We start from the raw sequence: 13,317 nt of genomic DNA, 5'->3' as shown, positions 1-13,317 counted from the left end.
ACGAAGGAGAGTCATGGACGCCGTCCGCTTCTGGGACGACCACTACCGCGAGCCCCGCACCACCCGGGTCAACCCCGTGCTCGCCGAGATCGCCGCCGGCCTGCCCGCGGGCAGCGCGCTGGACCTGGGCTGCGGCGCCGGCGGCGACACGCTCTGGCTGGCCGCGCGCGGCTGGCGGGTCACCGCTGTCGACATCTCGGCCAACGCCGTGGCCCGCCTCGCCGAGCAGGCGCGCGACCTGCCGGTGTCCGCGGTCCGCGCCGACCTGGCTTCGGAGTTCCCCGAAGGCGAGTTCGACCTGGTGTCCGCTCAGTACTTCCACACGCCGTTCGAGCTGCCGCGGGCACGGGTCCTGCGCACCGCGGCGCACGCGCTGCGCCCCGGCGGGCGCCTGGTCGTCGTCGACCACGGGTCGGTCGCGCCCTGGTCGTGGAACACCGAGGGCGCGTTCCCCACGCCGGAGGCGGTGTTCGCCGAGCTGGAGCTGGACGGCGGCTGGCGGGCCGAGCGCGCCGACGCGCCGCAGCGGGTGGCGACCGGACCGGGCGGGCAGACCGCGACCGTGACCGACCACGTGCTGGTCGTCCGGCGGGCCGCCTGATGGCGCGGGACGCCGGGCCGCCGAAGACGGGGCCAGGGGAGCGGGAGGTGCTGCTGGGCTTCCTCGACTACCTGCGCGCTTCGGTGATCGCGAAGGTGGAAGGGGTGCCGGAACCGGCGGTGCGGACGCCGGGCGTGCCGTCGGGGACGAACCTGCTCGGGCTGGTCAAGCACCTGACCCACGTCGAACGCCATTGGGTGCTCGGCGAGCGGACGACGAAGTGGGCGGCGACCTTCCGCGCGAAGCCGGGGGAGAGCGTCGAGGACGTCATCGGCGCCTACCGCGAGACGGCGGCCCGGGTGAACGCGCGGGTCGCCGAGGCCGACGTGGCCGACCTGCGGTGGACGTTGACACACCTGATCGAGGAGACCGGGCGCCACGCCGGGCACCTGGACATCCTGCGCGAGCTGATCGACGGGTCGACCGGCCGTTAACCGGCGGCGGCCTGCAGGCCGCGGGTGCCGATGCCGCGCAGGACCTCGACGCGGTCGGAGCCCGGGCGGCCGAGCACCCAGCTCGACCCCGGCACCGCCTTCGCGCGCTTCTTCAACGGCGCCAGCAGCCGCGAAACCTCCTGGTAGGAGCGGATCGCGTCGCTCGCGCAGACCAGCGTGGCCAGTGACACCGTCACCGGCAGGCCGTCGGCCGACCAGGGGCGGTCCAGCAGGGCGCCCGCCACCGTGGCGATCTCGTCGACGTCGCAGACCACCAGGAAGTCGTCGCCGCCGACGTGGCTGACGCGCATCCGGCGCAGGCCGCCGGACAGCTCGGTGAGGGCCCCGCCCAGTTCGCGGATCAGGTTGTCGCCCGCGGCGAACCCCGCGGTGTCGTTGACCGCCTTGAAGCTGTCGATGTCGAGCCACGCCGCCACGAACGGCTCGCCGATGGTGATGCGGCGGGTGACGTCGCGGGCGAACGTGTCGCTGCCCGGCAGCCGGGTCAGCGGGTTCAGCGCCGCCGCGGCCTCGACCTTCGCCTCGGCCACCCCGCGCACCACCTCGGTCACCAGCACGACGCCGAGGCAGCGGCCCACCTCGTCGACCACGACGACGTCGTCGCCGGTGCGGCCCCAGTCGGCGTCGGTCACCAGCTCGAGGAACTCCATCGCGCCCGCGCGGGCCTCGATCGTGTGCGGGGTGTCGGCGAGCCGGGCCGCCGGGCGCTTGGCGTGCAGCGCGTGCCCGTACGGGCCGGTCACCGCGACCAGGAACCGGGTCCGGTCGACCGACCAGCGCGGCCGGTTCAGCTCGTCCACCCCGACCACGCCCGAAGGCGCGTCGGCCGCCGCGAGGACCTCGCGGACCTCGTCGCACGTGGCGGTTTCCGGCAGCGTCGTCGCCGGGCGCAGGAAGTCGCCCACGCACTTCGCCGGACCCGGCGCGACGGGCGTGCGCGGCCGCGCCAGCAGGGCCGGGGCCGGGCCTTCGGCGGTCGGCGGGGCCAGCAGGTTGCCCTGCGCGATCCGGACGCCGAGCCCGCGGACGGCGTCGAGCTGGGCGTCGGTCTCCAGGCCGGTCGCGACCAGCCGCGTGCCGGTGCGGTTGGTGAAGTGCAGCAGCGCCTCGACGACGGCGACCGCGGCCGGGTCGTCCGGCAGCCCGCGCAGCACCGTGCGGTCGAGCTTGACGACGTCGACCGGCGCGTCGACGAGCAGGCCCAGCGGCAGGTCGCCGCGGCCGAGCCCGTCGAGCGCGAGCCGGAAGCCCAGCTCGGTCAGCGTCCGCATCCCGGACAGGGCGCGCTCGCCGGGCACCGCCGCGAACGGCGGGCCGATCTCGAGCACGACGTCCCGGGTGCGGCGGCCGGCGTCGCCGAGCTCTTCGAGCAGGTCGTCGAACATCGCCAGGGGCGCCGCGAGCGTGCGGGCGGAGAGGTTCAGGTGCAGGGGGAGCGCCGTGGGCTCTTCGGCGTCCTGCCGGACGGCGGCGACGGCGAGGCCGAGGTCGGCCTGGGCGAGCCGGCCTTCGCGGCGGGCCTGCGCGAGGAGTTCGGGGACTGTTCCGTGGCCGGGCCTGGCCAGCGCTTCGTGAGCCACGACACCCCCGGTCTGGAGGCTGTACAGCGGCTGGAAGGCGAAGCGGACCGCGCGTGGCGACTTCACGACCCGATACTCCCGGGTGAGGCGGGCCGAACGGAACCGATGTCGTCTGATGTTCACCGGCGTTACCCACATCGGAGTAACTGCGGGTGACGGTCGCCACTTGTTCAGCCTTGACTTATATAAGTATCGGCTTGTAGCTTGGCCGGGTGCACGCGTTCGACGTCCTGGGCGACCCGGTCCGCCGCCGGATCCTCGAGCTGCTGGCCGACGGCGAGCGGGCCGCCGGCGCGGTCACCGAGGTGATCCGGGCCGAGTTCGGCATCTCGCAGCCCGCCGTGTCGCAGCACCTGAAGGTGTTGCGGGACAACGGCTTCGCGGTCGTCCGGCAGGACGGGACCAGGCGGCTGTACGCGGTCGGGCACGCCCCGCTGCGTGACGTCGACGTCTGGCTCGACCGGTTCCGCCGGTACTGGACGCCGCCCCTGGACGCACTGGCCACCGAAATCGCCCGCGGCAAGCGCGCCCGGCGCCTCACCGAACAAGGAGACTCCCCGTGATCGAAGTCAGCCACCAGATCAGCGCGGTCCGCCGGACGGTCGGCAAGCGCGTGCTCGAGGCGGGCGAAGCGCGGGTCATGACCATCAGCCAGGTCTACGACACCGACGTCGACGACATGTGGGACGCGGTCACGAACGCCGAGCGCATCCCGCGCTGGTTCCTGCCGGTCAGCGGCGAGCTGCGGGTCGGCGGGAAGTACCAGCTGGAGGGCAACGCGGGCGGCACGGTCGAGCGCTGTGACCCGCCGAAGAGCTTCGCCGCGACCTGGGAGTTCAACGGCGGCGTCAGCTGGATCGAGGTCCGCCTGACGCCCGAGGGCGACGGCACGCGGTTCGAGCTGGAGCACACCGCGCACGTCGACGACCACTGGGAGCAGTTCGGCCCCGGCGCGGTCGGCATCGGCTGGGACATGGCGCTGACGGCGCTGGTCCGGCACCTGGCCGCCGACCCGGGGTACGTCGTCGACCCGGCTGAGGCGATGGCCTGGATGGGGTCGCCGGAGGGCGTCGATTTCGTGACGAAGGCCGGGGAAGCGTGGTTCGCGGCGCACGTCGCCGGTGGGGAGGACGAGGCCGTGGCCCGCGCGCAGGCGGACCGCTGCCTGGCGGCCTACACCGCCCAGCCGGAGGCTTAGTGAGCGCGGCCGGGTGTCTTGAATGACTCATTCAGGTCACCAGAGGTCCTGAATGACTCATTCAAGACGTCCCGCACCCGTTCGGAGGCTCAGCGGTCGGTGTACTTGACCGCCGTCAGGGTGATCACGGCGTCGGCCGGGACCTCGGTGCCGGGCGCCGGGTCCTGGCCCGTCTGCACCCAGTTGCGGTCGATCACCAGCGCCCGGCCCTGCCCGGTGCCGTCGACCTCGCGCAGGTTGTACAGCCCCGCCCGCTGCATCGCGTCCTGGGCGTCCTGGTGGTTCATCCCGGAGACGTCCGGCACCTTGACCAGCCGCGCGGTGGCCGAGGTCGTGGACTTGACGACCGTCGTCGTGCCGGGTTGGCCGGGCGGCGCACCGCACGCGGCCGAAGCCAAGGCGAGCGCTGCCAGGGTGGTCGCGATTCGTCGGGACATGCCGGTGGGGTACCCACGCGCCTGTCCGCCGTCGGGGTGAATCGCCGGATAGGGTCGGGCGCATGGATCAGGAGATCGACCCGCGGGCGGCCCGGCGCGACCCCGTTGCCGGCACCGGCGGGTTCACCGACCTGGCGACCAGCCCGTTCCGGATCGACCGCGACCGGATCGCCGCGTCGCCGTTCTTCGCGCGCCTCGGCGGGGTGACGCAGGTGGTCAGCGCCGGCGGGGCCGGGCTGCTGCACAACCGGCTCACCCACAGCCTGAAGGTCGCGCAGGTCGCCCGCGCCATCGCCGAGCGCATCGCGGCCGGGCCCGACGCCGCCCTCGCCGACAAGCTGGGCGGCTGCGACCCCGACGTCGCCGAGGCCGCGGCGCTCGCCCACGACCTCGGGCACCCGCCGTTCGGGCACCTCGGCGAGCAGACCCTCGACCGGATCGCCCGGCACCGCTTCGGCCTCGCCGACGGCTTCGAGGGCAACGCGCAGACGTTCCGGATCATCACCACGACCGACGTGCGCGGGCCGTCGGCGGTCGGGCTCGACCTGACCACGGCGGTGCGCGCCGCCGTCCTCAAGTACCCGTGGCTGCGGCTGCACCACCCCGCGCCGCACCCGTCGGCGATGGGCGTGCCGCCGCGCGGCGCGGGTGAGCCGGGCGACCTGCCGGGCACCGGCGCGGCCAAGTTCTCCGCCTACGCCACCGAACTCGACGACTTCGAGAACGCGCGCGCGGCGTTCGCTGGCCGCGTCGAAAGCTGGCAGCAGACCGTCGAGGCGTCCGTGATGGACACCGCCGACGACATCGCCTACGCCATCCACGACCTCCAGGACTTCCACCGCATCGGGGTGCTGCAGCACGCGCCGGTCGCCGCGGAGCTGGGGGAGTGGCTCGAGCACGCGGTCGAGCTGGCCGGGCTGGACGACGAGGCGTTGCACGCGGACCTGCGCCGCCCGGGCCGCTCGCTGGAACGCCTGCGCCGCCGCATGCACGCGAAGGACGCGTGGATCGTCGACGACGACGCGTTCGCCGCCGCCGTCGCGCGGGTGCGCGCGGAACTGGTCGACGGGCTGCTGGCCGGCGAGTTCGACGGCTCGATCGAGGCCGAGCAGGCCACGGCGGCGTTCTCGGCGAACTGGACCGCGCGGCTGGTCGACGGCGTGTTCGTGCTCGCCGCACCGTCCACCCGGACCGGGCACGTCTCGCTGCGGCCCGCCCAGTGGCACGAGGTCCAGGTGCTCAAGTTCGTGCACCGCCGGTTCGTGCTGCTGCGCCCGGACCTGGCGCTGCACCAGCGCGGCCAGGCCGGGCTGGTGACGAGCCTGGTCGACGCGCTCGACGCGTGGCTACTCGATCGGGACGAGGTCTCGCGGCTGCCGCGCCGGTTGCACGATCTCGTCGAGCTGGCGCACGCGGAGTACACCGGGCTCGCGCGCACGGCGCCGGAGCTGCTCGTCGGCGCGACGGGGGAGCGGGTGTCCGGTCCGGACGCCGTGCGGGGGCTGGCGCGCGGGCGCGCTGTGGTCGACTTCGTGGCTTCGTTGACCGACAAGCAGGCGGTGACTCTTTTGGACGCCCTGTCCGGGCGGGCCTCGCAGCCGTGGTCGGATTCGTTCGTGCTCTGAGCCGCGCCGGGCGCGTGTGGACTCCCAGCGCGTGGTCGCCCTTGCGGTGAAGCCGTTGTCTTGCCCTTGTCCGGTAAGAAATTCACCGCTGCGCTGAACGGCCTACGGCATCCGGCCGATTCCGGAAATTACCCGTCCTTTGTCACTCGAACGGCGGGTATTTACGCCGTACCCACAGTACTTAGCTTGATCCAGCCGGTGATCACCGGCGATCGGTCAGCGTGAGTCGGGGCACGCGCCTGGAGATTCGGAGGGCGCACGTGCGTCGTACCCGTTCCACGAGATCGAGATCCACCGTCCTCACCGCCGGGGCCGCGGCACTGCTCGCCGCGCTCGGCCTGGTGTCCCCGCCCGTCGCGGGGGCCGCCACCGCGTCCACCCCGGACGCTTTCACCGAAACCGCGCAGCAGCAGATCGCCGCCCTGCAGGCGGTCAAGGCGGGCCGCACCGCCACCGAGTCCAAAGTGGACAGCAAGCTGCTCGTCGCCGAAAAGGGCGTCGCCAAGCAGCTGAACGCGCTCCAGTCCGGCGCCTCCGCGGCGGGGACCGCCCTGGTCGACATCCGCGCGAGCAAGGTCACGCCGGACCTGATCGCCGGGCTCACCAAGGCCGGCGCGGGCATCCGCGCGGTGTCCGACCGCTACGCCAGCGTCCGGGCCGAAGTCCCTGTGGCGAAGGTCAGCGAGATCGCCGCCCGTGGTGACGTCAAGCGCGTCGAACAGGCCGACGAGGCGATGACCGCCCGCGAGCTGGCCACCCCCGCGACGACGCCGGGGAAGACCGAGACCAAGCAGCAGAAGGCCGACCGCATCGCCGGCGAACTGCAGAAAGCCCTGAACACCAAGGCGCAGCGCAGCGCCGCCGCGGCCGCGACCCTCACCAGCGAGGGCGACCGCGCGCACAACGCCGACCTCGCCCGCCAGCAGTTCGGCGTCACCGGCGTCGGGGTCAAGGCTTGCGCGCTGTCCGACGGTGTCGACTCCCTCGCCGCTTCGGTGGCCAAGGGCGAGCTGCCGCCGGACGTCGACGTCATCGCCGGCCAGGAAGGCGACGGCGACGAGGGCACCGCGATGCTCGAGATCGTCCACGACCTCGCGCCGAACGCGAAGCTGGGCTTCGCCTCCGCGTTCAACTCCGACGCCAGCTTCGCCGACAACATCCGCAAGCTGCGCTTCGAGTCGCACTGCGACGTCATCGTCGACGACGTCATCTACTTCAAGGAATCGCCGTTCCAGGACTGGATCATCGCCCAGGCCGTGAACGACGTGACCGCGGACGGCGCGCTGTACTTCTCCTCGGCCGGCAACGAAGGCAACGTCGCCAGCGGCACCGCCGGGCACTGGGAAGGCGACTTCGTCGACTCGGGCAAGTCGGTCGGCAAGTTCGCCGGCACCGCGCACAACTTCGCCGGCGCGGCGGGCACCCAGATCTACGAGCCCATCTCCGACGCCTCCTCGGCCGGTGTCCCGGTGACGCTGCACTGGTCCGACCCGCTGGGCGCCTCGGCCAACGACTACGACCTCTACCTGCTCAACTCCGCGGGCGCGGTCGTCAGCTTCAGCCAGGACGTCCAGACCGGCACCCAGGACCCGTACGAGCGCGTCACGACGCCGTCGTTCGGCGGCACCGGGCTGCGGCTGGCCATCGTGAAGTTCTCCGGCCAGAACCGCTACCTGTCGCTGTCCGCGCTGCGCGGCCGGTTCTCCGACTCGGCGGACGGGCTCAAGGCCTTCAACACCCCGGGCGTGACGGTCGGCCACTCGGCCGCTCGGGACGCCTTCAGCGTCGCGGCGGCTCCGGCGGCCAAGGCGTTCGGCCGGCCCCTCGAGCCGGGTGACCCGGCCAACCCGGCCGGCCCGTACCCGGGTTCGTTCAGCGGCGCCACCAAGGCCGAGCGGTTCAGCTCCGACGGCCCGCGGCGGGTGTTCTACGAGGCCGACGGCACGCCCATCACTCCGGGCAACGTGTCCTCGACCGGCGGCGAGGTCCGGAACAAGCCGGAGATCACCGCGGCCGACGGCGTCACCACCAGCGTGACCGGCTTCAACCCGTTCTTCGGCACCTCGGCGGCCGCGCCGCACGCCGCCGCCATCGCCTCGCTCGTGCTGTCCGGCAACCCCGGGCTGCCGCCGTCCGAGGTGCGCGAGGCGCTGATCAACACCGCGGTCGACATCGAAAGCCCGGGCCGCGACAACTACACCGGGGCCGGCGTCATCCTCGCGGACAAGGTGCTCGCCTACACCGGCGCCAGCCCGCAGCCGCTCGCGGTGGCCAAGCAGCCGACGGTCACCCCGGCCGACGGCGGCTCGGCGCTCGACCCGGGCGACACCGCCAAGGTGACGCTGCCGGTGACCAACGACGGTGACGGCACCGCGGTGTCCACCAGCGTCGTGCTCACCAGCCCGACCCCGGGGGTCACGGTCGCGCCGCGGTCCAAGTCCTACGGCACCATCAGCCCGGGACAGACCGGCGTCAACGACTTCACCATCACCGTCCCGGCGAGCCAGCAGCTCGGCGTGCCGGTGGTGCTGAACGCCCGGGTCAGCTTCGCCGGCGCGCACTCGCCGACGACGCAGACGTTCTCGCTCCCGGTCGGCACCCCGTCGCCGGTCGCGCAGGACTTCGCCTACACCGGCGCGCCGGTGGCGATCCCGGACAACAGCCCGGTCGGCGCGTCGGTGACCATCCCGGTTACCGGGGTCGGCCGCGCGTCCAAGGTGACGTTCTCCGTCGACGGCACCACGTGCAGCACCGACCCGACGTCGACGACGGTGGGTCTGAACCACTCCTACGTCGGTGACCTGGTCGGCACGCTGACCGCGCCTTCGGGTGCGAAGGCGACGGTGTTCCAGCGCAACGGCAGCTCGGGCAAGAACCTGTGCCAGGTCGTCTTCGCCGACAACGCGGCGGCGGCCTTCAGCACGGTGACGTCGGCGAACGCGCCGTTCACCGGCACCTGGCGGCCGACGCAGTCCCTGACCGGCGGCCTGACCGGCGCGGCCGCGGACGGCACGTGGACGTTCGGCGTGGTGGACGCGGCGGGCGGCGACAGCGGCTTCATCCGCTCGGTCGCCCTGCACATCAACGGGTTCGTCCAGCCCCCGGCGGCCGGCGCGCCGTCGAACGTGCGGGGCGTGACCAACAACGGCCCGGTGCACCCGCTGTAATCCCTCCGCAAGTCCGTGAAGGCCTCCTTACCGGCGTTTATGCCCGGTAAGGAGGCCTTCACGGCTTTTGGTGGGGCCCCGTAACGTGGGGCTCATGGCGAAGGCACGGCAGGTCGCGGGCGGCGGGCGCGCCGTCGAGGTCCCGCCGGAACGGCTGCGCGGCTGGTTCGAGCGGTTTTCGGCGTCGCACGGCGGAATCGCCGGAACCGAAGCCGCGCCGGACGAAGTCCGGGTGACCGCGGCCGACGGCACCACCGCGACCGCGACCGTCCCTTTCGGACCGCTCGGCGAGCCCTCCCTCGACGCCCTTTTCGCGCACGCGCTGGTGCCGCGGCGGATCGCGCTCCTGCTCGTGCGGCTCGGCGGGCACAGCGTGGGGATCGCGCGGGATGGCCGGGTCGAGGTCTCGCGCACCGACCGGCACCTCGTGCAGGGCCGGTCCGCCGCGGGCGGCTGGTCGCAGCAGCGCTTCGCCCGGCGTCGCGCGGGACAGGCGCGGCACGCGCTCCAGGACGCCGCGAAGGACGCGTTCGAAGTGCTCGTGCCGCGGCTGTCCGAAGTGGACGCCGTGGTGCTCGGCGGCGACCGCCGCGCCCTCGACGAGCTGCGCGCGGACCGCCGGCTGGCGCCGCTGTTCGCCCGCGCGGAACCCCGGGTGCTGGAGATCGGCGAGCCGAGTTTCGCCGTTCTCGAAGAAGCGGCCACTCGCGCGACGTCGGTGCAGGTCACGCTGCGCGACGGGTGAGACCGCACACGTCCGGAAAAACCCGTGGACCCCGCCCCGTACACTGGGTTCCGTGGATATTCAGCTGGAGTGACGCCGCGGCCCGAGTGGCCGCCTGTCGCTGTCCTCCGTTCACCCCCGTCCACGGGAGTTCCCTTGATCACGGCCACCGGCCTTGAGTTGCGCGCGGGTTCGCGCATCCTGCTCAACGGCGTCACCGTCCGCATCCAGCCCGGCGACCGCATCGGCCTCGTCGGCCGCAACGGCGCGGGCAAGACCACCTCGCTGAAGGTCCTCGCCGGCGAGGGCGAGCCGCACGCGGGCGAGGTCCGCCGCAGCGGCGAGCTCGGCTACCTGCCGCAGGACCCGCGCGAAGGTGATCTTTCGGTCACCGCCAAGGACCGCGTGCTCTCCGCGCGTGGCCTCGACAAGCTGATGCGCGACATGGAGAAGGCCCAGGCCTCCATGGCCGAGCTCGTCGACGAAGCCGCGCGCGACAAGGCCATCAACCGCTACGCCCGGCTCGAGGAGCGCTTCGCGTCCCTCGGCGGGTACGCCGCGGAGAGCGAAGCCGCGCGGATCTGCTCGAACCTCGGTCTCGCCGACCGGATCCTGGCGCAGACGCTGCAGACGCTCTCCGGTGGTCAGCGCCGCCGCGTCGAGCTGGCGCGGATCCTGTTCGCCGCGGCCGAAGCCGGCGCCGGCGGCAAGTCCGAAACGATCCTGCTGCTCGACGAGCCGACCAACCACCTCGACGCCGACTCCATCAACTGGCTGCGCGGCTTCCTCAAGCAGCACGACGGCGGCCTGGTCGTGATCAGCCACGACGTCGAGCTGCTGGCCGACGTCGTCAACAAGGTCTGGTTCCTCGACGCCACCCGCGGCGAGCTCGACCTGTACAACATGGGCTGGCAGCGCTACCTCGACGCGCGCGCCACCGACGAGAAGCGCCGCCGCCGCGAGCGCGCCAACGCCGAGAAGAAGGCCTCGGCGCTGCAGCAGCAGGCCGCGAAGCTCGGGGCGAAGGCGACGAAGGCCGTCGCGGCCAAGAACATGGCGCGCCGCGCCGAGCAGATGCTGTCCTCACTCGACGAGACCCGGGTGGCCGACAAGGTCGCCCGGATCAAGTTCCCGGACCCGGCGCCCTGCGGCCGCACGCCGCTCACCGCCGAGGGGCTGTCCAAGTCGTACGGCTCACTGGAAATCTTCACCGGCGTCGACCTCGCCATCGACCGCGGTTCGAAGGTGGTCGTACTCGGCCTGAACGGTGCCGGAAAGACCACTTTGCTCAGGCTCCTCGGTGGAATGGAAACCCCGGACACCGGTGAGATCGTGCCGGGTCACGGAATGCGTTTGGGCTATTACGCTCAGGAACACGAAACTCTTGATCATGATGCGTCGGTGTGGGAAAACATCCGACATCTCTCCCCGGACACCGGGGCGCAGGAGTTGCGGAACCTGCTGGGTTCGTTCCTCTTCACCGGCGAACAACTCGACCAGCCGGCCGGCACGCTTTCCGGCGGCGAGAAGACCCGGCTCGCGCTGGCCGGCCTGGTCTCCAGCGCTGCCAACGTCTTGCTGCTCGACGAGCCGACGAACAACCTCGACCCGGCCAGCCGTGCGCAGGTCCTGGACGCTTTGCGCAGCTTCTCCGGCGCCGTCGTCCTGGTGACCCACGACCCCGGCGCGGTCGAGGCACTGGAGCCGGAGCGGGTCATCCTGCTGCCCGACGGGACCGAGGACCACTGGTCGGCGGACTACCTGGAACTTGTCCAGCTCGCCTGAGGCGTGCGTCCATTCGGGTGCAAGATCACTCCCGGTGAGGCACTGGAATGGCCCAATGTGATCGCAATTTCGGTCGTTTTCCGGCTGTCGTCTGGCAATCCGGCGCTCAGTGTTCGATCATTGCCCCGGCAGGGGCCGATATGTGGCCCAGAACACTCTCGGCGGGAAGGCGATCGACGTGGCTGATCTCAAGAAAGGCGCGCGGATCACCGGCAACACGCGCGACAAGCTGGCCGCTGACCTGAAGAAGAAATACGAGAAGGGCTCGAGCATCCGGGCCCTCGCGGAGTCGACGGGCCGGTCCTACGGGTTCGTGCACCGGGTGCTCTCGGAGTCCGGAGTCCAGCTGCGGGGGCGCGGCGGGGCCACGCGGGTCAAGAAGAAGTAGTTCACGGAGTGCTGCGCGGGGGGCGCGCAGTCGAGGCTTCGGCCACGCGGAACACCAGGTGGGCCCCGAGCAGGACCAGGGGATACACCAGGTAGCCGTAGCGGGTGGCCGGGGTGAGCAGGATCAACGCGCCGAGTCCGACGGCGATGCGCAGCAGTGCGCCGGAGCCGTTCGCGGGGGGCCGGCGCACCAGCCAGACCAGCATGGCCACGGCGGCGGCGCCGACGAGGACGAACGCCGTCACCTGGCCGGCCACGCCGAGACCGGCGATGAGGTGGCCCGGCAACGGGCTCGCCGCGGGCGACCGCACGGCGCCCATCCCGAGGGGGAACCGGAAGACGTGTTCGACGAACGCGGCCGGGTCCACGAGGTACACGGGCAGGTGCAGCGCGGCCGTCGTCGCCACGAGCGCCGCGGCGAACCGCGTCAACGCGGGCTTTCCCCGGCGCACCAGCACGAACACCGCCAGCACCGCGGCCGCGGGCGCGACGATGAGCTTCGCGCTGATCACCAGCGCCAGCACGAGTCCCGACCAGGCGACCCGCCCGGTGGCCGCGAGCGCGCAGGACAGCACCAGCAGGCCGACGATCGCGAGGTCCGGCCCGGCGACCGCCCAGGTGAGCGCGGTGAGCGGGCAGGCGAGCGCGAGCTGCGCGGCCCCGACCGGCACCGGCGGCCACTTCAGCAGCTTGAGCGTGCCCAGCACGCACGCGCAGGCGGCCAGCGCGAACACCCAGCGGGCGTCGGTGAGCGCGTCCGCCACCGGTGAGCCGCCGAACAGCGCCCGCGGCAGGCCGAAGAGCGCCATCACGGGACCGTATGGCGTGTAATCGTTTACCTCGGGGGCCCGGCCGAGCGCGGTGACGTCGACGTACGGGGTTCCGTGGTGCAGCAGCAGATCCGCGGACCGCTCGATCACCCAGACCTCGGGCTGCGCGGCCCAGGAGAACGGCGTGATCAGCCAGTCCACTCCGGTCAGTCGGCGAATCACCAGTACTGCCAACGGAAGGATCATTGCCAACAAGCCGACGGCGGCGACGGCGCACCAGCGCGAGCCTAGCACGCCCCGCGGCTCACGGCCCTGCCGCGCGGACCACAGCAGCCACCCGCTGTGCAGCACGCCGAAGCCGTACGCGACCGTCGCGAAGTTGCCCCAGACGCGGTAACCGTAGAACTCCGACTTGAGCGCGGTCGGCAGCGCGAAGGCCAGGCAGACGAGGTAGAACCCCAGGTCCCACCGCAACGCGGCGATGCCGGGAGTGCGCGCGGGTGCGCTGAAGAGCCGTGCCGCGCGCCGCCATGCGGGCGCCCGGCCCACCTCCGTTCCCACCCGGCCAGGCTACCGAGCGGCCCGCCG

The 13,317-nt window shown here is 72.6% G+C and carries 12 protein-coding genes; 9 read left to right on the top strand and 3 right to left on the bottom strand.

Annotated features, from left to right (window positions below; translation table 11 throughout):
- Positions 1 to 13: 13 nt before the first annotated feature.
- Entirely contained in the window at positions 14 to 601 is a 588-nt protein-coding gene (locus H4696_RS18825) for a class I SAM-dependent methyltransferase (protein ID WP_086858631.1), read from the top strand.
- The gene (locus H4696_RS18820) at positions 601 to 1,035 is read left to right on the top strand and encodes a DinB family protein (RefSeq protein WP_086858630.1); all 435 of its coding nucleotides are present in this window, start codon (positions 601 to 603) and stop codon (positions 1,033 to 1,035) included. The genes H4696_RS18825 and H4696_RS18820 overlap by 1 nt, the downstream gene beginning before the upstream one ends.
- Here H4696_RS18820 and H4696_RS18815 read toward each other — a convergent pair.
- Entirely contained in the window at positions 1,032 to 2,702 is a 1,671-nt protein-coding gene (locus tag H4696_RS18815; RefSeq protein WP_192782402.1) for an EAL domain-containing protein, read from the bottom strand. The two genes, H4696_RS18820 and H4696_RS18815, sit on opposite strands and share 4 nt — an antisense overlap.
- A 146-nt stretch (positions 2,703 to 2,848) precedes the next feature.
- On the opposite strand from H4696_RS18815, the gene H4696_RS18810 reads away from it, so the two are divergent.
- Together H4696_RS18810 and H4696_RS18805 are read left to right on the top strand one after the other, a co-directional pair.
- Positions 2,849 to 3,199, top strand: a complete 351-nt coding sequence (locus H4696_RS18810; RefSeq protein ID WP_086858415.1) for an ArsR/SmtB family transcription factor — start codon at positions 2,849 to 2,851, stop codon at positions 3,197 to 3,199.
- A complete protein-coding gene (locus H4696_RS18805; RefSeq protein ID WP_086858414.1) occupies positions 3,196 to 3,834 on the top strand; it encodes an SRPBCC family protein in 639 nt (212 codons plus the stop codon). Before H4696_RS18810 ends, H4696_RS18805 begins: the two co-directional genes overlap by 4 nt.
- Before the next feature lie 89 nt (positions 3,835 to 3,923).
- Here the strand turns inward: H4696_RS18805 and H4696_RS18800 are convergent, their stop codons facing one another.
- Positions 3,924 to 4,271, bottom strand: a complete 348-nt coding sequence (locus H4696_RS18800) for a PASTA domain-containing protein (RefSeq protein ID WP_192782401.1) — start codon at positions 4,269 to 4,271, stop codon at positions 3,924 to 3,926.
- Between the two features lie 62 nt (positions 4,272 to 4,333).
- Between H4696_RS18800 and H4696_RS18795 the strand changes: the two genes are divergently transcribed.
- From H4696_RS18795 to H4696_RS18775, 5 genes are all read left to right on the top strand, one after another.
- Positions 4,334 to 5,896, top strand: a complete 1,563-nt coding sequence (locus H4696_RS18795; protein WP_086858413.1) for a deoxyguanosinetriphosphate triphosphohydrolase family protein — start codon at positions 4,334 to 4,336, stop codon at positions 5,894 to 5,896.
- 260 nt (positions 5,897 to 6,156) lie between these two features.
- Positions 6,157 to 9,063, top strand: a complete 2,907-nt coding sequence (locus H4696_RS18790) for a S8 family serine peptidase (protein WP_086858412.1) — start codon at positions 6,157 to 6,159, stop codon at positions 9,061 to 9,063.
- Positions 9,064 to 9,157: 94 nt separating this feature from the next.
- Positions 9,158 to 9,808 (top strand): acVLRF1 family peptidyl-tRNA hydrolase, encoded by a 651-nt coding sequence (locus tag H4696_RS18785; RefSeq protein WP_086858416.1) that lies wholly within the window; start codon positions 9,158 to 9,160, stop codon positions 9,806 to 9,808.
- A 135-nt stretch (positions 9,809 to 9,943) separates the two neighbouring features.
- Entirely contained in the window at positions 9,944 to 11,572 is a 1,629-nt protein-coding gene (locus H4696_RS18780; RefSeq protein WP_086858411.1) for an ABC-F family ATP-binding cassette domain-containing protein, read from the top strand.
- Between the two features lie 178 nt (positions 11,573 to 11,750).
- Positions 11,751 to 11,960 carry a helix-turn-helix domain-containing protein gene (locus H4696_RS18775; protein WP_003071237.1) on the top strand — a complete coding sequence of 70 codons (210 nt, stop codon included), beginning with the start codon at positions 11,751 to 11,753 and terminating at the stop codon, positions 11,958 to 11,960.
- 1 nt (position 11,961) lies between these two features.
- On the opposite strand, the gene H4696_RS18770 is transcribed toward H4696_RS18775, so the two are convergent.
- Entirely contained in the window at positions 11,962 to 13,290 is a 1,329-nt protein-coding gene (locus H4696_RS18770; RefSeq protein WP_192782400.1) for a glycosyltransferase 87 family protein, read from the bottom strand.
- Between the last annotated feature and the right edge of the window lie 27 nt (positions 13,291 to 13,317).

Source organism: Amycolatopsis lexingtonensis (assembly GCF_014873755.1).
GTDB classification, from domain to species: domain Bacteria; phylum Actinomycetota; class Actinomycetes; order Mycobacteriales; family Pseudonocardiaceae; genus Amycolatopsis; species Amycolatopsis lexingtonensis.
The sequence above is the reverse complement of the archived record's forward strand: the minus strand, read 5'-3'. Positions and strand labels throughout refer to the sequence as shown.